This window comes from Alteromonas gracilis, assembly GCF_043642145.1.
In the GTDB taxonomy this organism is placed as follows: Bacteria; Pseudomonadota; Gammaproteobacteria; order Enterobacterales; family Alteromonadaceae; genus Alteromonas; species Alteromonas gracilis_B.
In genome coordinates, this window is record NZ_JBHZRZ010000002.1 from 51,730 (window position 1) to 71,735 (window position 20,006).

The 20,006-nt window shown below is 44.2% G+C and carries 22 protein-coding genes; 8 read left to right on the top strand and 14 right to left on the bottom strand.

Going from position 1 to position 20,006, the window contains the following annotated elements:
• Nucleotide 1: 1 nt before the first annotated feature.
• A complete protein-coding gene (locus ACHUFN_RS04345) occupies nucleotides 2-583 on the bottom strand; it encodes a sigma-E factor negative regulatory protein (RefSeq protein WP_394221090.1) in 582 nt (193 codons plus the stop codon).
• A gap of 99 nt (nucleotides 584-682) precedes the next feature.
• On the bottom strand, nucleotides 683-1,261 hold the full coding sequence (rpoE, locus tag ACHUFN_RS04350) for an RNA polymerase sigma factor RpoE (RefSeq protein ID WP_394221091.1): 579 nt from the start codon (nucleotides 1,259-1,261) through the stop codon (nucleotides 683-685).
• Between the two features lie 196 nt (nucleotides 1,262-1,457).
• Between rpoE and nadB the strand changes: the two genes are divergently transcribed.
• Complete coding sequence (nadB, locus tag ACHUFN_RS04355) at nucleotides 1,458-3,143, top strand: L-aspartate oxidase (RefSeq protein WP_394221092.1); 1,686 nt, start codon at nucleotides 1,458-1,460, stop codon at nucleotides 3,141-3,143.
• A gap of 224 nt (nucleotides 3,144-3,367) precedes the next feature.
• Here nadB and ACHUFN_RS04360 read toward each other — a convergent pair whose 3' ends face one another.
• Genes ACHUFN_RS04360 through ACHUFN_RS04370 form a run of 3 tightly spaced genes read right to left on the bottom strand, consistent with a single transcriptional unit; the run spans nucleotide 3,368 to nucleotide 5,012 of the window.
• Entirely contained in the window at nucleotides 3,368-4,240 is an 873-nt protein-coding gene (locus ACHUFN_RS04360) for a MaoC family dehydratase (RefSeq protein ID WP_394221093.1), read from the bottom strand.
• Nucleotides 4,241-4,774 (bottom strand): hypothetical protein, encoded by a 534-nt coding sequence (locus tag ACHUFN_RS04365; RefSeq protein WP_394221094.1) that lies wholly within the window; start codon nucleotides 4,772-4,774, stop codon nucleotides 4,241-4,243.
• Complete coding sequence (locus tag ACHUFN_RS04370) at nucleotides 4,761-5,012, bottom strand: FAD assembly factor SdhE (RefSeq protein ID WP_394221095.1); 252 nt, start codon at nucleotides 5,010-5,012, stop codon at nucleotides 4,761-4,763. Before ACHUFN_RS04370 ends, ACHUFN_RS04365 begins: the two co-directional genes overlap by 14 nt.
• 188 nt (nucleotides 5,013-5,200) lie before the next feature.
• Between ACHUFN_RS04370 and ygfZ the strand changes: the two genes are divergently transcribed.
• Complete coding sequence (ygfZ, locus tag ACHUFN_RS04375) at nucleotides 5,201-6,247, top strand: CAF17-like 4Fe-4S cluster assembly/insertion protein YgfZ (protein WP_394221096.1); 1,047 nt, start codon at nucleotides 5,201-5,203, stop codon at nucleotides 6,245-6,247.
• Nucleotides 6,248-6,310: 63 nt separating this feature from the next.
• Complete coding sequence (locus tag ACHUFN_RS04380) at nucleotides 6,311-6,826, top strand: FKBP-type peptidyl-prolyl cis-trans isomerase (RefSeq protein ID WP_394221097.1); 516 nt, start codon at nucleotides 6,311-6,313, stop codon at nucleotides 6,824-6,826.
• Between the two features lie 60 nt (nucleotides 6,827-6,886).
• Here the strand turns inward: ACHUFN_RS04380 and ACHUFN_RS04385 are convergent, their stop codons facing one another.
• Together ACHUFN_RS04385 and nadE are read right to left on the bottom strand one after the other, a co-directional pair.
• A complete protein-coding gene (locus ACHUFN_RS04385; RefSeq protein WP_014950115.1) occupies nucleotides 6,887-7,225 on the bottom strand; it encodes a P-II family nitrogen regulator in 339 nt (112 codons plus the stop codon).
• A gap of 2 nt (nucleotides 7,226-7,227) precedes the next feature.
• Nucleotides 7,228-8,064, bottom strand: a complete 837-nt coding sequence (nadE, locus tag ACHUFN_RS04390; RefSeq protein WP_394221098.1) for an ammonia-dependent NAD(+) synthetase — start codon at nucleotides 8,062-8,064, stop codon at nucleotides 7,228-7,230.
• A 377-nt stretch (nucleotides 8,065-8,441) separates the two neighbouring features.
• Between nadE and ACHUFN_RS04395 the strand changes: the two genes are divergently transcribed.
• Nucleotides 8,442-9,023 (top strand): GspH/FimT family pseudopilin, encoded by a 582-nt coding sequence (locus tag ACHUFN_RS04395; protein ID WP_394221099.1) that lies wholly within the window; start codon nucleotides 8,442-8,444, stop codon nucleotides 9,021-9,023.
• An 81-nt stretch (nucleotides 9,024-9,104) separates the two neighbouring features.
• Here the strand turns inward: ACHUFN_RS04395 and ACHUFN_RS04400 are convergent, their stop codons facing one another.
• Nucleotides 9,105-9,497, bottom strand: coding sequence for a type IV pilin protein (locus ACHUFN_RS04400; RefSeq protein WP_394221100.1), 393 nt, complete (start codon nucleotides 9,495-9,497; stop codon nucleotides 9,105-9,107).
• Between the two features lie 78 nt (nucleotides 9,498-9,575).
• On the opposite strand from ACHUFN_RS04400, the gene ACHUFN_RS04405 reads away from it, so the two are divergent.
• From ACHUFN_RS04405 to ACHUFN_RS04420, 4 genes are read left to right on the top strand one after another with little or no spacing between them, the layout of a single operon-like run.
• Complete coding sequence (locus tag ACHUFN_RS04405) at nucleotides 9,576-10,133, top strand: pilus assembly FimT family protein (RefSeq protein WP_394221101.1); 558 nt, start codon at nucleotides 9,576-9,578, stop codon at nucleotides 10,131-10,133.
• A gap of 47 nt (nucleotides 10,134-10,180) precedes the next feature.
• A complete protein-coding gene (locus ACHUFN_RS04410; protein ID WP_394221102.1) occupies nucleotides 10,181-10,762 on the top strand; it encodes a potassium:proton antiporter in 582 nt (193 codons plus the stop codon).
• Nucleotides 10,755-11,684 carry a hypothetical protein gene (locus ACHUFN_RS04415; RefSeq protein WP_394221103.1) on the top strand — a complete coding sequence of 310 codons (930 nt, stop codon included), beginning with the start codon at nucleotides 10,755-10,757 and terminating at the stop codon, nucleotides 11,682-11,684. The genes ACHUFN_RS04410 and ACHUFN_RS04415 overlap by 8 nt, the downstream gene beginning before the upstream one ends.
• Complete coding sequence (locus ACHUFN_RS04420; protein WP_394221104.1) at nucleotides 11,671-12,000, top strand: hypothetical protein; 330 nt, start codon at nucleotides 11,671-11,673, stop codon at nucleotides 11,998-12,000. Before ACHUFN_RS04415 ends, ACHUFN_RS04420 begins: the two co-directional genes overlap by 14 nt.
• Before the next feature lie 32 nt (nucleotides 12,001-12,032).
• Here ACHUFN_RS04420 and ACHUFN_RS04425 read toward each other — a convergent pair whose 3' ends face one another.
• The 6 genes from ACHUFN_RS04425 to ispH form a co-directional block, all read right to left on the bottom strand.
• Nucleotides 12,033-12,497 carry a type IV pilin protein gene (locus ACHUFN_RS04425; protein ID WP_394221105.1) on the bottom strand — a complete coding sequence of 155 codons (465 nt, stop codon included), beginning with the start codon at nucleotides 12,495-12,497 and terminating at the stop codon, nucleotides 12,033-12,035.
• A gap of 2 nt (nucleotides 12,498-12,499) precedes the next feature.
• Entirely contained in the window at nucleotides 12,500-16,570 is a 4,071-nt protein-coding gene (locus tag ACHUFN_RS04430) for a PilC/PilY family type IV pilus protein (protein WP_394221106.1), read from the bottom strand.
• Between the two features lie 8 nt (nucleotides 16,571-16,578).
• Entirely contained in the window at nucleotides 16,579-17,142 is a 564-nt protein-coding gene (locus ACHUFN_RS04435; protein ID WP_394221107.1) for a pilus assembly PilX family protein, read from the bottom strand.
• On the bottom strand, nucleotides 17,139-17,999 hold the full coding sequence (locus ACHUFN_RS04440) for a PilW family protein (protein WP_394221108.1): 861 nt from the start codon (nucleotides 17,997-17,999) through the stop codon (nucleotides 17,139-17,141). Before ACHUFN_RS04440 ends, ACHUFN_RS04435 begins: the two co-directional genes overlap by 4 nt.
• The gene (locus ACHUFN_RS04445) at nucleotides 17,996-18,646 is read right to left on the bottom strand and encodes a pilus assembly protein PilV (RefSeq protein ID WP_394221109.1); all 651 of its coding nucleotides are present in this window, start codon (nucleotides 18,644-18,646) and stop codon (nucleotides 17,996-17,998) included. Before ACHUFN_RS04445 ends, ACHUFN_RS04440 begins: the two co-directional genes overlap by 4 nt.
• Nucleotides 18,647-19,059: 413 nt before the next feature.
• Complete coding sequence (gene ispH / locus ACHUFN_RS04450; protein WP_394221110.1) at nucleotides 19,060-20,004, bottom strand: 4-hydroxy-3-methylbut-2-enyl diphosphate reductase; 945 nt, start codon at nucleotides 20,002-20,004, stop codon at nucleotides 19,060-19,062.
• Nucleotides 20,005-20,006 lie beyond the last annotated feature (2 nt).

Here is a 20,006-nt window from a genome sequence, read left to right on the forward strand (position 1 = left end):
ATTAAGGACGCTCAGGTCCATTCTTCTTGCTTTCGCTTTCATCTTCTTGCGCTTGCTTAAGTTTGATTTGCTGTTCATGGTCAGCAATAAGCGCGTTGATTTTACGCTTCTTCTCAAGCACCTCGTTCATGTCGTTACGCGGTAACATTCTTGTCTGCTCCAGACTTACTGGAGACAAGCCACCTTGAGGTGCAATAGTTGGCGCTGTCATGAATGGCTCAGTTGGAACATCTTGATTAGTGTATTGAACACCGAAGATTACCGCCACTGCAACCGATGCAGCTACTGCGAGCTGACCAGATTGTTTTGCAAAAGGAACAACACTACCGATAACAGGGATTGACTTCCAACGCGAAGGTTTAGGCGCGACGATTGCTGGTTCACTTTCTAGTGCCGCAGCAACGCTTGCGGTAATATCGAGCTGAGGAGCAACACTTGCTTCTTTACGCATTGCGCCGCGATATACATGGTAACGTTGCCATTTGGCTTGAAGCGCTTCATCTTGCTTAATTGCTTCAATGATGTCATTGCCTTCTATCTCACCATCCATGAATGCGGACAATTTTTCTTGCTGTTGCGTCATATATTCATTTCCAGATCAATTTGATCATTAACTACCCTAACACAGCTGTTAGTCATCTTAGAAAAAAGAAAGTTCATCTTTTTTTGATTTTATTTTTCTTTAGTTTTCTAACAGCGGCTGAATTACTTTATCAATCGCTTCTCGCGCCCTAAAAATGCGGGATCTTACTGTTCCAACAGGACACGACATAACATTTGCAATTTCTTCATAACTTAACCCTTCAATTTCACGCAGTGTAATTGCCATGCGTAAATCATCGGGTAGCTTCTCTACCACCTTAAACAAGGTTTCTTCTATTTCCTCAGATAACAGGCTTCTTTCAGGTGTGGACTGCTCTTTTAAAGCGTCGCTCCCTTCATAAAAATCCGCTTCGTCAGCATCGACATCACTTGCAGGCGGTTTACGCCCTTGCGACACGAGATAGTTTTTGGCACTGTTTACCGCAATACGATAAAGCCACGTGTAAAATGCACTGTCGCCACGGAAATTAGGTAAGGCGCGATAAGCTTTAATGAACGCTTCTTGCGTTACATCAGCAACATCACCACTATTTTTTACATAGCGAGAAACAAGATGCATAACTTTATGCTGGTAACGAGTTACCAACAAATTGAACGCATTTTTATCGCCCCGCTGTACTTTTTCGACCAGTTGTTGGTCGGTTATCTGCTCGCTCATTCGAGCCGTTACTCCCTACTTCAACTACACCCTAGCTCTAACAAGCATGTGTGTAGACGCGTTCTTTTTAAAAAAGTTCTTAAAAAGCATTAAATTTTTTAAAAAATGCTTAAGTCTGAGGGTAACAATGATTGTGTTTTGCTACTCATCCTTTAGACTTGCCGAACCTTTGCTCGTTGAATTGATATAAAAATACATGAAATCTGTATCGTCTTCACTAACTTCCACATCAAATGCAATTGAACATCGTTGTGACGTATTGATAATAGGGAGTGGTGCGGCAGGATTAAGCTTAGCACTTAAACTTGCCGACCATTGTCAGGTTATTGTGCTGAGCAAAAGTGACCGCAATGAAGGCTCTACCCGTTATGCCCAAGGAGGCATTGCTGCGGTATTTGACGAGCAAGACTCAATTGATGCGCATGTTAAAGATACCCTTACAGCAGGCGCAGGCTTATGCGATGAACCAGCTGTGCGCTTTACCGCAGAGCGAGCCAAAGCGTCACTGGAATGGCTAATTGGTTACGGCGTACCCTTTGATACAGAAAAAAGCGAATCGGGAGAAGAACGCTTTCACCTTACCCGTGAGGGTGGACATAGCCACCGACGCATTCTTCATGCCGCAGATGCCACTGGCGAAGCACTTCAAATTACGCTTAATGATGCTGTTTCAACACACCCCAACATTCACGTATTTGAGCGCTACAACGCTATAGACCTTATTCCTTCGAAAGAAGAAAAAAACAGTGTTGTGGGTGCGTATGTGTGGAATAGACAACAAGAGCACGTTGAAGTCATTCGCGCGCCGTTTGTTGCACTTGCAACGGGCGGTGGCAGTAAAGTTTATCAATACACATCCAACCCTGATGTTTCCAGCGGCGACGGTATCGCAATGGCGTGGCGCGCGGGATGTCGAGTTGCCAATATGGAATTCAATCAGTTCCACCCGACCTGTTTATTCCACCCGCAGGCACGAAACTTTTTGATTACCGAAGCGCTTCGAGGCGAGGGTGCCAACCTTTGCCATGCAGATGGCACCCGCTTTATGCACAAATTTGACGAGCGTGGCGACTTGGCTCCTCGAGACGTTGTGGCACGCGCAATCGACTACGAAATGAAGCGATTGGGCGCTGACTGCATGTACTTAGACATTAGCCACAAGCCTGCAGATTTTATCGTAAAGCACTTCCCCAATATTTATCGTAAGTGTCGTTCGCTGGGTATCGACATTACCCGTGAGCCTATTCCTGTCGTACCTGCTGCGCACTATAGCTGCGGTGGGGTTATGACCGACTTCAACGCTAAAACTGATTTGAGCAATGTTTACGCAATAGGTGAAGTGGCTTACACCGGGCTACATGGCGCAAACCGTATGGCGTCCAATTCATTGCTGGAGTGCGTGGTATTCGCTAGTGCAGCAGCAGAAGATATAATTAAAAACCTGCCCAGTGCAGAATGTGAAGAATCGATTGCGCCTTGGGATGAAAGCCAAGTTTCTAACTCTGACGAAGAAGTGATTATTCAACATAACTGGCACGAGTTGCGTTTATTTATGTGGGATTACGTTGGAATCGTAAGAACCGATAAGCGCCTTGAACGGGCCATGCGCCGCATCAAGCTATTAGAGCAGGAAATTACTGAGTATTACTCGCACTTTAGAGTGAGCAATAACTTATTAGAGCTTCGCAACCTCGTTACTGTTGCCGAACTTATTGTTCGATGTGCTATGGAAAGAAAAGAAAGTCGCGGGCTTCACTTTAATCTGGACCATCCAGAACAATTAGATAACCCCGTTCCTACCGTCTTGATCCCGAAAAAGCAGCTCTCTGGCGCTGATGTGGGTTCATTAATAACGCAAGACAGTTTCAACAATGAAGACTAAGGGTTCGCATTCACTGTAATCACCGAACAGTTTACTGCATCAACGCATTAACCAGCTGTGACGCATAAAAGGAGAACATTAAATCCATGTTCTCCTTTTTTATTAGTAACCCAACTAAACCACCGCCATACTGCAAACTTTAGCTCACGCCGTAGAGTGCCACATCGAATCGCATCGGGCCAAGTGAGTCACAGTTAGCCCTCAAAAACCTGAAAGCTCGGTCTTTATGGCTGGTTAAACGCCACACTTGCAGACAAGTGAACTATGCTATCGCTACTATCAGTGACATCTAGAAGCACGCTATCTGCCGTTTTGCAGTGCTGCTGAATGTGTATTTCATTAGGTAAAAAAACGGGTTTCTTAAAGCGACAGTTAACCTCTTTTACTGTCAGCGATTGCGCATTGTCGTTATGACTCACCAATGCAGACACCGCACGTGACAAGGTCCACATACCATGGGCAATGGGCTTTTTAAACCCAAATGCTTTAGCGGAAATGGCAGACAAATGAATTGGGTTATAATCGCCTGAAAGCTTTGCATAGCGTCGCCCTGTATTTGCTGTTGCGCTTATTTCACCGATAAGCCCCCTATCCTGCAATTCACATTCGTCGTGTATTTCTTGCTTTAGGCCAAGTGGCGCAACATGCACTGCTTTGACCTTTACCAAGTAGCTGCTTATTGCGCGATAAACAAGCGTGCCTGCCTGCAACGCTTCTAAAATGACATCCACTTCCCAGCCGCGGCTATGCGGCCTTACTTCATGAAAACGAACGCGACATTCAAAAGGCTCGCTCAAATCACAGTTGTCTAAAACCACCACACTATTGCCAGCATGGATAAGCCCTAGCAAAGGAAACGGACTTTGCTTGTCAAGTAAACACTGCATTTGCAAGGGTAATGACAACATTTGCAAGTAAAGTGGGTGCATGTTTTCACTTGCAGGCCAGTCTACTTCTTGGCAGAACGCGCCATAATGGGCGTTATCTATATTAAACGTTTTTGTGTAGATGCGTTGAGGCAGCGTAGGCGGTTTGAACTGCATAAGCTGTTTAGCGTCAACGCGTTTGAATAACGCTTTGGTATACTCACGAAACATCTATAAATTCCTTGAATGCGTAGCTTTTCTCGCCAAGATTATGGCTCTAGCCAAACGGCGGTAATCTGCTTCACTGCACTCACCTTTTAAAATCCAACCTAAATGGCTGTGGCCATTTTCGAACCATCGACGTTTGCGACGCATTACATTGATGCACAGCCCCCATGCAAAAAGTTGGGAAGATTCATGAATCTTTATCGCTGTGCCGTCAGCATGCGCATCTTTCAATGCTTTACTGTACGGTTTTTGTAAATCACGCGTGTCGTCGTTAACAACGCGTATAATACCATCGCTGCTAAGTGAAAGTACGTAATGAGTAACTGAAATATTGTCACTAAATGCGTCGTATAGATGCTTACAAAGCAACAATGCAACCGCGATAAGCAAAGCTACTGACGTGTAGAGAAAACTTGTCGACGTCCAAAAATAATCGGGGATGCAAATAAGCGCAGTAACTAAACAGACTGCAATGCACACATTCCCCGCTAGCTTTCTAAACTTATTATGAGTAACGCTAACTCTATACTTTGACACGGTTAACGATAGTCGCCACCATGGCTGCTAACTCAGGGTCTTCACACTTCTGATGACCCATTATCCAAGCAAACAAATCTGGGTCATCACTGGTAAGTAGTCGTTCGAATGTTTCTTGATCCTTATAGCTAAGGGAATCGAAGGCTTCTTCAACAAAAGGAAGCAAAAGTACATCTAACTCCAGCATACCTCGGCGGCATGCCCACTTTAATCGGGCTAATCTTTTTGGTTCAAACATATGTCTTTCTTACCGTTTTTTATTCGTTATCAATAATACCATGGCCTACACGTGGGGATCACTGCTCTTTTGGTCTGATAGGCAAACTAAATAGAACTTAATCTGTTCACTTTAACGCGAATTGCTCTTGAATATTGTCGGTTTTACCATACGTTGTGTAAATACAGCGAATTTAATAAGTGGTGAATATGACCTCAATTGCATCATTACACGACCTACCCAATGAATTTATGGTTAAGCTTTCAGACACCATGGTAGTGACACTGGAAGGTGAACAAGCCGATAGTTACCTGCAAGGGCAAATTACGGTCAATATTAATAAACTCGATGCGTTGTCTGCTCGACACTTCGCCCATTGTGATAACAAAGGTAAAACCTGGTCGACTGGTTATGTTACTCGACACCAATCTAAACTGTTGTTAGTAACCAATAGCGATGCAGGTAATCACTCTTTAGCGCAACTCAATAAATATGGCGTATTTTCAAAAGTTGATATTTTAGATGACACCCCCAAATACGGCGCCTATTTCCTTTCAATTGAGGCTGTAAAAAACAGCGGCGTTAAAGCGGCCCTAACAGCATTATTTTCAAGTGAAGACGTTGAACGCCTTCTTACAGATAACGAAGCGGACAATGACAAGCTTGAAAAAATAGAGAGTGAAAATGGCGTTGCATTTTTATCAAATACAACACGTCAAGGGCTTGTGGTGTTGCTAAACGACGATTCAGCCCATCAATTTAATGAGCAAGCGGAGGTTAAGTCGCTTCCTTGCTACTCACATGAAGTATACAACGCCGTTCAAATTGAAAGTGTGCATGCCATGGTACAAGGTGACGCTGTGGCCGAATATGTGCCACAAATGATTAACGTGCAAGCATTAAACGGTATTGATTTTGATAAAGGTTGTTACATGGGGCAAGAGGTCGTTGCCCGCACTCGCTTCTTGGGTAAAAACAAACGTGCGGCGTTTAGCTTCAAGCTTGATGGAAACATTAACGTTGGTTCTGGCGATGCAATTGAAAAACAATTGGGCGAGAATTGGCGCATAGCAGGTAAAGTGCTGAATGTGGCTAAACTGGAAAGCGAAACCTGGTTTATTGCTGTATTAAGCAACGATACTACCACGGAAGATTTGCACAGATTGGCTGATAATACTGCCATTACCTGTTACCCTAACGCTTTGCCGTACAGTATTGAGCAGCAAGCTAGCAATATTGTGAAAAAACGTCGATAAGCATTATTTTTACTGTATTACATTCATTGCCCTTTTGTTAACAGGGCCAAGATAGGATTTGTTATGACTATTACTTCTGACAGCGTTGTAACGCTACACTACACCGTATCTACCGAAGACCGCACAACGCTAGACTCTTCAGAAGGGAAATCGCCGCTGGTTGTATTACTGGGTCGTCGCTTCTTAATCGAAGGACTTGAAGATGCACTAATCGGTAAATCAAAAGACGACAGCTTCAACGTTTCTGTAAACCCAGAAAAAGCGTATGGCGAACGTTCTGATGAGCTGGTGCAAACCGTTCCTCGCTCGATGTTTGATGGAATGGACGTTGAAGTGGGCATGTCTTTCCGTGCAACCACACCTCAAGGCGAACAATCTGTCATTATCATTGAAACAACTGAAGAAGAAGTGGTTGTTGATGGTAACCACCCTTTAGCGGGTATTCCTCTTACATTTGATGTCACTGTAGTGGATGTGCGCGAAGCAACAAAAGAAGAGTTAGAACACGGCCATGTTCACCAAGCGGAGAGCAGCTGTTGTGACCCAAAAACTGGCGAATGCTCAGAAGACAAGCACTAAGCCTCATTTAAGATATTAAAAAGGGAGCATTTGCTCCCTTTTTTATATAAGTGAACCATCTTAGATAGCGTCTTCGTTTTGCTCTCCAGTACGAATACGCACTGCGGTTTCAACGTTATAAACGAATATTTTACCATCGCCAATTTTGCCCGTTTTTGCCGACGTTTGAATGGCTTCAACCGCTTGCTCAACGCGGTCATCGTCTAGCACAAGCTCAATTTTGATCTTAGGTAGGAAGTCTACTTGGTATTCAGCACCGCGATAAAGCTCGGTATGGCCTTTTTGACGACCAAACCCTTTCACTTCTGACACTGTCATCCCTGCGATACCGACTTCAGCTAACGCTTCCCTAACATCGTCCATTTTGAACGGTTTAATGATAGCTTCAATTTTTTTCATGACTACAACTCATCGTAAATTGTTGGAATGGGTACACGTTTATGTTGTGTACGCTCATAAATATAGAGCAATTTCTCTTCCACTTCCGCAGAAACTGGCTTGCCTTCTAAAAAGTCGTCAATTTCATCGTAAGACATGCCCAATGCTTGCTCGTCGGCCTTTTGCGGTGACAGGCTTTCTAAATCGGCTGTAGGCGCTTTAGTGATAACGTTTTGCGGTGCACCTAAATGGGCCGCCACTGCACGCACTTGGCGCTTACTTAAACCAAATAAAGGCGCTAAATCGCATGCACCATCACCATATTTGGTATAAAAGCCTGTAATATTTTCAGCTGAGTGATCAGTGCCAAGAACTAGGCCATCTACCATTCCTGCAATCTCGTATTGAATCACCATACGTGTGCGCGCTTTAACATTGCCTTTTACAAAGTCTTGCTTGGCGTCATTGTCAGGGAGAAGGTTTGCACTTGATAAAGCCTGAGATGTAGACGTATGGATTGCATCAGCACCCGGTTTTACGTTTACTGCCAGCGAGTGGGTCGGCTGAATAAAGTCGATAGATTGCTGTGCATCTTCTTCATCGGCTTGCGTGTCGTAAGGTAAGCGAACCGCTATGAACTGGTAATTTTCCTGATGCTCTTCATTCAATTCATTGACAGCTAATTGGGCCAATCTACCTAACGTGCATGAGTCAATTCCACCACTGATACCCAGCACAAGTGATTTAAGACCTGAAGTAAGCAGCTGTTTTTTTATAAACGAGACTCGACGAGTAACTTCATGTTCCACGTCAATTTCAGGCAGCACTTTCATTTCATCAATAACTGCTTGTTTTTGCATTATAATATCCACGTATTTTTGAGGCGTCCTGGAATTTGATTCTACGACAATATGACCACAGATGTTAGTAGTAACCGCGCATCCTTAAGAATTTCCTCTAAACGTATAATGCATAAAGGAAACCCAATTATTCGTAAGCTTAAATTATTAAAGCGTTGGCAAAAGGTTGGCCGCAAAATTTTAACCATCAGGCGTATGGCCCCCTATGCGATTGCGCAGTAAAACATACCTTTGCCTTTCTAATTTAGTTTACCCTAAACTATGTACAAGTAACGTAAATTTATGCCGTTACCACATAACATTAAGGAAAGAGACGCAAAGTGTAAAAACACTTTTTCCTGATTGAATGCAAAACACGAGGAATTCGACATCAATTTATGATGAATACAATGCGAGCAGCAAGACCAACACAAATATCGACACATCATGGGCTTACCCTTCTTGAAATGCTCGTAGCCGTTGCCGTTCTTGCTATCATCCTTACCACGGTAGCGCCAAATATACAGAGTATTCTGATTAAAAATAGGATAACGTCTGACTTAAACAACTTGAGCGCGGTGACCCAACGAGCACGCTTTACGGCAGTGGATGAGCAAGCTAATGTAGTTCTGTGTCCTACCGAAAACTACGCATCCTGCGTCAGTAGTTGGCAAAAGGCGAAGATGGTGTTTATCGACTTGAATGGGAATGGAAGTCGCGATGGGAGCGAGAGCCTTATCGTCGCTAGCGACCCGCTAAACAGTGCAAACATCATCTTCGGCGTTGACGGAAGCCTTGTGTTCGACGAACAAGGCGGTATCGATAAAGCAGCCACGATTACGTTGTGCCCAAAAGATAAGGACGCTAACTATGCATCTGCGCTCTTACTTTCGCTTTATGGAAGAGTTTCAGTTGCAATCGATAGCGATAACAACGGTAAAAAAGAAGATCTAGCTGGTAACGAACTAAGCTGTAGCTAAGCCTGGCATTGCTTAAACGAGTTCATTCACTCTTTGTATGGCAGCGTACTTCAATTATTTTAGTAGTCTATAACTTTACTATTACCAACAGCTCTTCGGAGCAAGTGTTGTTTCACTGATTATTATTTTATAGCAGCTATCGCGAGTAGACTTAAACTTAAGCGTAGCGGTAATCTCATACCCAACTTTGCTATTAATGGTTTGTTTAAAGCTGACTTCTTGAATATCAGCTGCAGGCATCTTTTCCAGCGGTAGATAAATGCCGCTCTCTAGCCAGCTTCTTGACTGTATAGCTTGAGCAGAAAGTAAGTAAGCCTTAACTCTATTTATTTGACTAAGTTGCCAACTGGCGTCTATTGCAGTGATAGAAACCAAATAAAGCACGCTTACAATGGCGAGTGTTATCATTAGCTCAACAAGAGTCACCCCCGCACTAAAGCGAATGCCAGATCCGTTTTTGTTATTCCCTTCCATAGTACAGCTTTCTGTCAGTCAGTTATTCAGTACATTGAGATTATCAATTAGAACTTAACTCTAGTACTGGACTTCAGGATGGCTTTCTTTCACTTTCCTTTTGGCAAAATAACTAAAAATAATTCATCGCTCAGTTTCAACGGGTTTACCTTGATTGAAGTATTAGGCGTTTTGTTACTTATGAGTATTTTATCGTTGATTGCCGTTCCCTCTTTCCAAGAATGGCAAGAGCGAAACGCATTTAAAAGCTTTGCAACACGCACTGCCGCCTTGGCCAAAGAAAGCCGAATTCATGCGTTAACAGAAGGCAAAACCGTTTACTTAATCACACAAATAAACAGTGAGCAGTGCATTCTGATAAGTGAAGACAAAAGCTGTACCTGTTCAACCCATAAAAGTTGTGTAGTCAATGACGCCGCATTCTGGTCGATGCCAACTCTTTTCAAAATGAAACTAAAAACATCGAATGGCGAAGATAAAACTTTGGCTTTTAATAGAAATGGGTCGCTCAACTTCGGAGATAGCACAACCTTCACCCTAACCAGTCAACGCTACAAAGCAAGCGTTATCATTAACACCTTAGGAAGAGTAAAGCTTTGCAGCTTTCAACCATTTGTAGGAATTGCACAATGCTAAACAGACAAAGAAGCTGTTGTTCTAACATCTATGCACAAGGGTTCAGTATGACAGAACTTTTAGTTGCATGTAGTTTAGCAGGTATTCTGATAGCCGCGGTTGCCTCTGAAGCAGCGCGTTCGCACGTAGCGCTGTCTTCTTTGCAACACGCAACTAGCACAGAAGATGACATGCGTGCATTGCAAGATACGATATCGCAACACTTAAAAAAAGCGGGATATGTTTACAGTTCAGATCTGTTTACGCCTTTTCTTACTGCTTCAGGCACGAGCCCACGCCCTAAAAATGTTGTTATTGCAGAGCGCTCTTCTGAGGCCTTAAATAGCTGCGTTACGTTCTCTTACGACAAAAATAGTGATGGTGTTGCGTCAATGGAGCAAGGGGAGCTGTTGGGTTTCCGTCTTAATCAAAACGCCATTGAATATCGCGTGGCTGGTAAAACATGTGAACAAGGAGGATGGTTCGACTTAACCGACCCCAAAACCGTAAAAGCCACAAAGTTTAGTATAAAGCTGGCGAGCCATAGCAGTTGGGGTTCAGCCTACGAGCTAGAAATTAGATTACAAAGCAAGGTTGATCCTGAAGTTAAAAGCTACAAGCGGTTTGTCGTGGAGGTTGAGAATGACTAGCAACGCTCACAGGCAAAACATAATTGAACAACAACCCAAGCAACATGCCACTCTCAAGCCCCACAGTCAAAGGTATCAAAGAGGAATGGCGGTACTGGCCATTGTTGCAATTATGCTTGGCGTTATTACGCTTACAACGGTGAGTACAACGCAGCATGTTCAGCAGTTTTACGTTATAGAAAAAGCAAAACGCAACTCAGAAGATACGAAGTTTGCGCTTAAGCTGCACGTTAAAAAAATAGCAGAAGCACTAAGATCTCAAGGTTCTGCACATGCATCACATGCGATAAAAGACCCTGATATTACCGCCAAGGTAGATGCTGAGCAATTAGAGGGCAGTAACCACCAACCCCTCACCCACTTTATGGTAAGCGTGTCGCATAAAGCTGAAAATATGAAATTCACTGCCAGGTTTTTAAAGTACCCCGCTCTCCTTCAGATTCCTTCAGCAGGCCATCAGTTTTCTTGGAGTAGCGATATCACTCAATGGATGTTCAATCGAGATATCCACCAGCTAAACGCAACCTTTTTTCCAGAAAACGTTATCGATTCAAAGTGTGCAGATTTGGAGAGTAGCGGCGTGCACTGGATAGAAGGAAATTGTACGATAGACATTAATGATGTTGACCATACTAGCAAGAGCGCCCCGATGTTACTCATTGTGGTTAATGGGAATGTTGATGTAAGCAAAAACACGCATTTCTACGGCTTACTGATTTTGCTCTCAACTGCCTCTCATGTTCCCACATTAAATGTAGCAAACTCAGCAACAATAGAAGGTGCCTATGTTTCAAACCGCCCCTTTAATGCCAATGTGTTAGGAACTGTTACACCTTCTAATTCTGTCCTTAAAAATCTACAGTCAAAGAATTCATTAGCGAAGATAATTCCCGTCCCCGGAACTATTTATGACCCCAATTAAGAGAAAACAGCTAAATTCGCTAAAAACGGGATGGGTTATGAGAAAATGTCCTCGCAACCGTCTTTTTTCGGTTAGCCTTGGTGGCGTTTTAGTAGAAGTATTGCTGGCTTTGTCTATCTTTCTCGCAACAAGCGCTTATTTGCTTTCTGCCAATATCCATTCTTACGTTCAATGGAAAACCATGCTAAGCAAACAAGGTCACCACATTCATACTGCTAACACATTGCGCTTGAACTATATCGACAGCGACGTAGATCAAAAATGGGAAGATGTTGCGGTATTTGGTGTACCCACACTGCGCACGTCAAAGCCTTAGGCGCTGTTATGTTTAACTTATTGGATACAGTGCTAGCACGACCAACAAAACTCGCTCGCTTCTAGGGTGCCATTATTATTCCTGTCCCACCCCTTTCTTCCATCGCTAAAATAAAACAAGGTGCCATCGTTAGCTTGGCCTGTACCTGCAACAGGCTTTGCCCTTAACTCATAGCCAGTGGCGCTAGCTGCTTGAATGCTTAAGTTATAACGACGGTTTGACAGAGGCTCAGATGACGGTGAGTGAGTAGCGAAAATTGCGGGCGCACCTGTGTTTGCACCTCCACTTCCTGCACCCTCATAGCTAAATGAACCACTATGATGGCGCTCCATTGCCGATGCCAAGCCCAGCAAATCAGCTTGTCCTGTTCCTCTATATCCGTCAGCAATAACGCCTTGGTAAGATGGATAGGCAATGGCTGCAATAATGCCAATTATCGCTACAACAATCATCAGCTCTATCAGTGAAAAGCCCTTTTCTGATCCATTTTTGTACATGGTTACTCTCTCTCTGTTTCTGAGTGCCAACTGCCACGCTGAATGCGCTCAAATCGGCCGTAAATATTTTCAGCTAAACACTCAAATGCGCTTGTACAAGCCTCATCATTTCCATCTTCATCAACGTCAATAACCGCAGATACACACTCGGTTCCCAGACACACTACAGGGCTTACGATGTCTTCGATGAGAATCTTAGTTTCGGGGGCAATACCAGTTTGCTTTAGCTCTGCAGAACGATCAGCGTTATTTATTTGCCCGTCGTTATTCACGTCGGTTACCGCATTCCCGTTGAACATGCTGACAAGATAGGCACGACTGTTTCCCGTTGGAGGAGCGCAAGCACTTGTGCTGCTAACCGCTGGAACGTAAGTTGTAAAAAACACTTTGTAGTCAATGATTAACGGTGAAGATAATACCTTTTCACCATTAATAGTTAGATTCAAATACCAACCCGCCTTATTCGCAAAAGTTTCCGAGGCTAGCTTTCTTTCGCTTTCGTCACTGCTATTGAGGGCATGGCTTGTTGCGTTGTACATATCACTTTCACCTACTGTTTCCATGAAGGTAAAGTTGCCATTGGTATCACGGCTGAATACACCGCTGTCTTTTAACATATAAAAGTTGTCTTCAACTACGGTATCCAAAGGAGAAGCTCTCCATCCACTGCCAAGCGCAACACCATAATAAAGCTCGTCGCCAAGGGCGATTTCAGTTACATCTGGGCCATAATAAAAACGACGATTTGTTTCAGCCGTATCACCGCCGAAGTCCGCTAATCGTGCGCCTTTAATAAAATCAGCGCCCGATTTGCCATTGTAGATATCTAACCGGAACAACTGTCCGCCCATATCGGCAACGTACATGTGATCGGCAAACCCATCGTTGTCTCGGTCAATTACAGATATACGACCAGGAACGCTGTAAGTCATGTCAGTTAAATTCAAATCAGAGTCTGCGTTACTCGCATGCCAGAGCAAACTGCCCGTATCCGCATCAAACATGAATACAGCATTACCTACAACATCGTTTGCTCTAACCGGACGGTCGTCTTGCGCATCGTCATAACCACCACCAACAATCATCACGTTTTTCACTTGCCCGCCCATATTTACTTTGGTGATAGTAGGGCGAGACCATGTTTGCCCAAGCTTCGAAAGCGTGCCGGTGCCACCATTTATCGTAAATTTTAGGGTTGGCGATGTTTTTTCTGTAACGTCAAATACATAGTAATTACGCCCGCCTCTGCGCATCCCAACGTACAAATACCTCTTGCCTTCAACCGTTCTTAGAATCATGTCTCCATCTAGGCCATATTTATGCTCTAGTGAAGACGTGTCTTTGTAGAAGTGATGCAGGTTTTGCAATAGGCTTTTGGGCATGATTGCAAAGTTCTCTTCACCCGTAGTGGTATCAAAAGAATGAAGCATTCCATGGTTAGTCGCCACGAAAATGGCTGAGTCGTCTATACCATAATTCACTATGATAGGTTGGGAATGGATAGGGTCACCCATTTGTGGACGATAATCCGTAGTGCTTCCGTCACCATTACTATCTTTTACGTCAACCCCTCTGGCCCATTTTAAAATCGCGTCTCTTAAAGCACTGGCGTCACTTTCATCCTGAATAGCGAGATCGGCTGTTGTAATACTCGTGTTGTCTTCGTGTAGCTCGTTGGCACCTCTGATAATGCTGCCAACTTCATCAAATATGTAAACGTTGCGATTAGCACCTAATCGACTTGCCGCTCCTCCTTCGCTCACTTCACTGCCGTCAGCAAGGGTAGACCAGTAACTGTGTGCATTTTCAGAAAAGAACCCCGTTACGCTATCTACGGCATCGAGATTATTCTTATCTAGAATTTCATCGCCTCGTAAGCGATACCGCTTAAGGTTTCCTGGCCATATGGCCCCTTCACTCGGTTTAAACAATGCAAAATACAGCTCATCCCTATGAGTCAGTCGATTGAGCTGGTTTACCGCCACACCAGGCGATACGAACGTTGCATTGATATCCTTGACCGAGCGTAAAATAGTATTGAACGCTTCAAGCAAGTCAGTGCTGTTGTCAGCTTGATAAAAGCCGCCGCCACTTTGAATTGCTAGCTGATTTAAAAAGTTGTTAGCAGTGCTATTAGCTGCAAAGCCAATGGTATGAGTGATGACCCTAGGCCCTATCACCGACGTGGACGCTTCACTGATGTTTCTGGCCAAGTCTAAACCACACTTTTCACCTCCACTGCCAGTACATGTTTTTCCAAGCAATGCCTGAATTTTTGAAACACTGTGATTGTTGTTCGCTTCACCATCAGATAGTAAAACAATATGGTTGTTTGTTTGGCATTGTAAATCTGAAACAGGAGATATATAGGTCGCGGGAGCCGGAATTCGCTCGTTTATACAGTCGCTGTCAGACAAGTTATCTTCCGAGCAACCCGATGGCAGAATTGAGTCTGCACCTAGGTAAGAGCTGCGATGGCTCACACGTGTGCTTCGCCTTACCGAGCTATTCACATCGCTCTCACCACGTTTAAGGCCGTAATCTACATTCCTTCCTCCGTAGTAATTTGCTGCCTCTAACATGGTATCTACAATGGGTGTAAAACCATTTGCACTCAACTCGTCTATTTTGCCCATCAAGTGTTCGCGAACTGTGGATGAAGCGCCTGGTGTTGCAGCACCGTTAAACTTTACGATCAGCCTTGGCGCCTTAGACGGAGAATTGTTGTAAGTGTGCGCTCCACGATATGAAACAAAGTTATCGAATATGAATGCCATATCATTTCCAGACTGCCATCCAGAGCGGTCGACAATCTCTTTAACAATGCCGCTTACATCGGGCGAACGATACGTATAATTGTTATAAAAGTCTGGCATTGACCATGTGATACCTGACGTTTTTGGTAGATCGCGTAGGCGATAGCGTCTATTTGGGTGAAAGTCTGACGCATCGTCATCAGCGACACCACGAATACGCATGCTTGGACTGCCGTAAGTTACCGTACTATAAGCAGTAAAATCCAAGTAAGCTTCAGTTATTACTGCGCCTTGCGGAATATTCACATTTCTAAAACGAACACCAATGTAATTGTTATACGAAGGGTGGAAAGTAAGCTCACTTCCCGTGTTAGGGTAACCGTTAACGTTCTCTTCAGAGTTATCTTTTGAACTAGCTACTTGGTAAATGGCCTGACCCTGAACACATCCTGTAGCGGTAGAATCATCGTAGGATACGACCAATTGTGGCGCACCGCTTTGCCCCACATCGCTCGCTCTTGCTTCCCTAGAACTGGCCGTGTCAGCACTTGAGCCTTCAATAAGAATATTGAGGTTTTTTCCGCCACACCATGCCGATAAATCAACAACTTCTTGAATGACTGCACTAATATCAGGCGTGGTAATAACTTCACCCGAAGCCGGAAAGCTGTTGTCAGTCGTCCATTCTACATTTGCCGCAGTTTTAGTACGCGCACTCAAATTATTATTTGTTGAAGTGAAGGCGGTACTTGAAGCAGACGCTTCAGCAGATATAACAAGAGATGTCCCAGCAACATTGAACTTCTCTGATGTGAATCTCAGGCTTGCACTAACAATTGTTGCCCCTTGAGGAATGTTTAATTCGGTAAAACGTAGTCCTGAGGTAACTGTTTTGGTCCCCTTACTAAGTATTAAGTCATTACTTTCTGTGGTCACACTGCCATCAATTTCATGGGCGTCATGGTCGTCGTCGTTAGTAGAGATAATTATTTCAGGGCGAACCGCTTCATCAATATTACGAATAGGGTACAAGATGGGGCCGCCGTAATCTGAAAATCGCATAAGGCCCGCGTTTATATTAGTAGCCGACGTAAGCGCTTCTTTCAGCGCGTTTTGCACGCGAAGCATTCGCGTCTGTTCTGTATTGTCATAAGCCCTCATACTGCCCGAAGAGTCCATAATAAACAGTACATTAGGGTTGTAAGTTACCGCATTGTTCGCATTACCAAGATAAATATCTAGATCATCACCAAAAGCAGAAAAGCCTATGCAGCTAAATAGAGCAAGTGACGCAAAGTAAGTGGTTAGTTTCTTCATGATGATACCTATTGTGAAGCTGGGCCAAATACTGAGGCAGCCAAACTATTTGCTACTACTGAGGACTTTCCTGAAACTTTTCCGCAGCCTCTTATAATGAAAACGTGACAATTTATGTTACTTCCGCCAATAACGTTACTTGAACCTCGGCACGCCTGCTCTCTTACAAATGCCGTACGCGACCAACTTTTCGAGGATGCTTCGCTTTGATACGTGCCATCCACCACGTGCCTGTCTCCAAATGCGAGTCCCCCTTCTGTCATGAACCTATCTGTCCATTCACCTTCATCGAAACAACTCATTGTGTCAGCTGCAGGGTCAAATACATTACCTTGCCGTGCTTCTGATAGCGGATCTGTCTTGGTCGGGTCGGTCAGTAAAGTTTCATCTTCTGACTCAAAAAATACGCCAGCAATGGCAGACTCAGCTGCATCAAATGCCAATCCACTTTGCTGCATAGACATCGCCATTTTTGACTGAGATAAACTACTGGTAACCGCACTTACGCCCAAAACGGTAATTGAAAGTAATATAAGCAGTGCAAACACCATCACTAAGCCTTGCTGTTTCATTTCGAGCTCCTAACAAAGTTTTTCATATTTCGAAGTGCCAGTGTTTTCGAAAAAACTTGGTAATAATGTGCAGAGTCCATAGTTTTGGAAGCTTCGTTAAGTAATGCATACTTTTGGACTTGAGTTTGCCGAACTTCATTTTGATAGCTTTTAAGCATGATGGCCCAGCGCAAAGAGACCACTTGCTGGTTAAGCGCCCTTAGCGCTTCAATTTCATTGGCTGTAACATAAGATACGGCTTGTCCTTGCGAGCTGGCTATGCTGTCGGAAACACCAAACTGAACCTGAAAGCTTTCGACGTTATCAAGCAGAGTAACGGTTTCAGGTGAGACAGCTTGAATTTTCAACCCTCGCAGTACCCGTCCGTCATAGCCTGTACATTTAAGTGTATTCCCGCTTGTGAAATAGTGATTAACAATGTGAAACTCGCTACCTGGTGCGTACCCGTGTTGATTTCCCGTACAATCCTCGGTCCCCAACAAACTCACTACTAGCTTATCACTGCTTCCACCCGTTGTTTGAATACTGCCCAGCGTCGCATTATTCACAAAGTCTCCGGGAACGGCGACAGGGTGGTTTTGTACATAAGCAGCCTCGGCTACGGTATCAACAGATGTATCAAGGTTGGCGGTAATTTGGTCATAGCGACCAACTTCGTAAAATTCCGCCGACAGTCGCCCCATAATGAAACGCCCAGATTCTTGGACTTGTGCTACCGCTTGATTAAGCTTGTTGGTAACGCTACTACTCACAAGAACTTGAATGATTGCCCCTGAAATTACTAGGCCCAATGTCAGCGTGATCATCAGCTCAACTAAGGAAAAGCCACGCTGCGAATTACCACTTACTACGTTCATAGCGTAATGTCCTTAAACACGCAGGCATTACTATCTCCCTCGTCTGGGTTACATCTAGTATTTAACGTGTAAGATTGATTTCCCGATGACGCAACTGGCCACGACAAAAGCACCTCTACACGCGAGCCAGCACTGCAGCTATAAATGTCGTTGATGTTATTGTCGTCACAAGACACTGAGACTTCAGTTTGGGGGTTAGTTTGGACCGCAGAGCAAGATAATGCCCAACCATCATATCTTGCCATTTGTGCTTCATTACAGGCTTGCCCCTCGCAATTAGGAATACCCGCTGGCCTTGCTAGGCAAAAACATTGGTAAGGATGAGAAGAACCTGTACATGATAAGGTTGAAAAGTTATAGGTATCATTTGAAAAATAGGCATTATTAACAACCATGCCGTCTCCAACCGTGGCAGGGCGTGCTGCTGCTCGTAAACGTTCAGCGACTTGTGCTGCTACCATTTCCGCCTGCGTGCGGCTTATTGCATCTTTATTGGCAAAAGAGCCAGTAAACTGCAGTGCGGCGACGCCGAGTAGTCCTACTGCCAATATAAATAAGGTAATTAAGATCTCGATAAGACCTGCACCGTGTTGTGCGCGAATCGTGCATCCTGTCGGTCGCTTCATTATCACCTTTTCACATTTCATCGTCTTCGCCATATACCTAACGTTACATTTGGTGTTATCACCAATTTAGTATAGTAAGATAAAAGCGTATGGCACTGGGTATCATTGGTTATCAAAACGTATAATTTTCAGCGCCGATGGGGGGCGTTAGGCTTTGTACTGCTCTCCTAACGATGGCGGTACAGCTTAAAAGCCACAGAACAAACAAGATTGCGCTAAAACAGCGTGGTTACTTAACTTATCCACTATGCCACTTAGTAGAGCACTCAAAAATTTTTGCACAACATTTGCGAATCTCTTTTTTGTCGCATAATAGACGTCGATAGTTTAGGTATTATTATCCATTCGCAAGTCATTGAATTTCCAGTAGACAAAAGCATAAAAAAACACCGCATCAAAGTGCGGTGTTTTCATACGGTAAGGCTTGCGTAGGTTTACACGACCTGCTTTACACGCAGCTCTTTGGGTACTGCGAACTCTACATTTTCTTCACGCCCTGAACGCTCAGAAGCAGAGACTGCGCCCCATGCTTTAAGTTTATTTACTACGCCCTGCACTAGAACTTCAGGAGCAGACGCACCGGCAGTTACGCCAATGTGCTCTACGCCTTCCAACCAATCTTCCTGAATGCAATTCGCATCGGCAATTAAATAGGCTTTCGCACCAATCTTTTCAGCCAATTCGCGAAGACGGTTTGAGTTTGAGCTATTTTGCGCACCTACCACTAGCAGCACTTCGCAATCTTGCGCTAAGTCGCGAACCGCATCCTGACGATTTTGCGTTGCGTAACAGATGTCGTCTTTTCTCGGGCCGTTAATCTTTGGAAATTTAGCACGAAGCGCGTCGATAACATCGGCCGTGTCATCAACTGATAACGTTGTTTGACTGCAGTAATAAAGGTTAGTGGGGTCTTTCACTTCCAGCGTTGCAACATCGGCCTCGGATTCTACTAAGTAAATCCCGCCGTCTTTGTTACTGTATTGACCCATGGTTCCTTCAACTTCAGGGTGACCTGCATGACCAATAAGAATACACTCTGTACCAGTTTTACTTGCTCGCGTTACTTCCATATGCACTTTTGTGACTAATGGACACGTTGCATCGAACACCTTCAGACCACGGTTTTCGGCTTCTTTCCTTACTGCTTGAGAAACACCGTGAGCAGAGAAGATAACAATGCTGTCATCTGGCACTTCATGTAACTCGTCAACAAATAGCGCACCGCGCTCACGCAAGCCATCTACAACGAATTTGTTGTGAACTACTTCGTGTCTAACGTAGATAGGCGGCTCGAACATTTCAAGCGCGCGTTCAACAATGGTGATCGCTCTGTCTACGCCAGCACAAAAGCCACGAGGGTTTGCTAAGTGAATTTGCATAA

Coding starts and splice junctions, on each gene's coding strand:
- nadE (WP_394221098.1), bottom strand. CDS start 8,064: ATGCAAAAACAAGCAGTTATTGATGAAATGAAAGTGCTGCCTGAAATT.
- ACHUFN_RS04430 (WP_394221106.1), bottom strand. CDS start 16,570: ATGAAGAAACTAACCACTTACTTTGCGTCACTTGCTCTATTTAGCTGC.
- nadB (WP_394221092.1), top strand. CDS start 1,458: ATGAAATCTGTATCGTCTTCACTAACTTCCACATCAAATGCAATTGAA.
- ACHUFN_RS04415 (WP_394221103.1), top strand. CDS start 10,755: ATGACTAGCAACGCTCACAGGCAAAACATAATTGAACAACAACCCAAG.
- ispH (WP_394221110.1), bottom strand. CDS start 20,004: ATGCAAATTCACTTAGCAAACCCTCGTGGCTTTTGTGCTGGCGTAGAC.
- ACHUFN_RS04395 (WP_394221099.1), top strand. CDS start 8,442: ATGATGAATACAATGCGAGCAGCAAGACCAACACAAATATCGACACAT.
- ACHUFN_RS04435 (WP_394221107.1), bottom strand. CDS start 17,142: ATGAAACAGCAAGGCTTAGTGATGGTGTTTGCACTGCTTATATTACTT.
- ACHUFN_RS04400 (WP_394221100.1), bottom strand. CDS start 9,497: ATGGAAGGGAATAACAAAAACGGATCTGGCATTCGCTTTAGTGCGGGG.
- ACHUFN_RS04345 (WP_394221090.1), bottom strand. CDS start 583: ATGACGCAACAGCAAGAAAAATTGTCCGCATTCATGGATGGTGAGATA.
- ACHUFN_RS04380 (WP_394221097.1), top strand. CDS start 6,311: ATGACTATTACTTCTGACAGCGTTGTAACGCTACACTACACCGTATCT.
- ACHUFN_RS04440 (WP_394221108.1), bottom strand. CDS start 17,999: ATGAACGTAGTAAGTGGTAATTCGCAGCGTGGCTTTTCCTTAGTTGAG.
- ACHUFN_RS04425 (WP_394221105.1), bottom strand. CDS start 12,497: ATGTACAAAAATGGATCAGAAAAGGGCTTTTCACTGATAGAGCTGATG.
- ACHUFN_RS04410 (WP_394221102.1), top strand. CDS start 10,181: ATGACAGAACTTTTAGTTGCATGTAGTTTAGCAGGTATTCTGATAGCC.
- ACHUFN_RS04360 (WP_394221093.1), bottom strand. CDS start 4,240: ATGTTTCGTGAGTATACCAAAGCGTTATTCAAACGCGTTGACGCTAAA.
- ACHUFN_RS04405 (WP_394221101.1), top strand. CDS start 9,576: ATGGCTTTCTTTCACTTTCCTTTTGGCAAAATAACTAAAAATAATTCA.
- rpoE (WP_394221091.1), bottom strand. CDS start 1,261: ATGAGCGAGCAGATAACCGACCAACAACTGGTCGAAAAAGTACAGCGG.
- ACHUFN_RS04420 (WP_394221104.1), top strand. CDS start 11,671: ATGACCCCAATTAAGAGAAAACAGCTAAATTCGCTAAAAACGGGATGG.
- ACHUFN_RS04370 (WP_394221095.1), bottom strand. CDS start 5,012: ATGTTTGAACCAAAAAGATTAGCCCGATTAAAGTGGGCATGCCGCCGA.
- ACHUFN_RS04445 (WP_394221109.1), bottom strand. CDS start 18,646: ATGAAATGTGAAAAGGTGATAATGAAGCGACCGACAGGATGCACGATT.
- ygfZ (WP_394221096.1), top strand. CDS start 5,201: ATGACCTCAATTGCATCATTACACGACCTACCCAATGAATTTATGGTT.
- ACHUFN_RS04385 (WP_014950115.1), bottom strand. CDS start 7,225: ATGAAAAAAATTGAAGCTATCATTAAACCGTTCAAAATGGACGATGTT.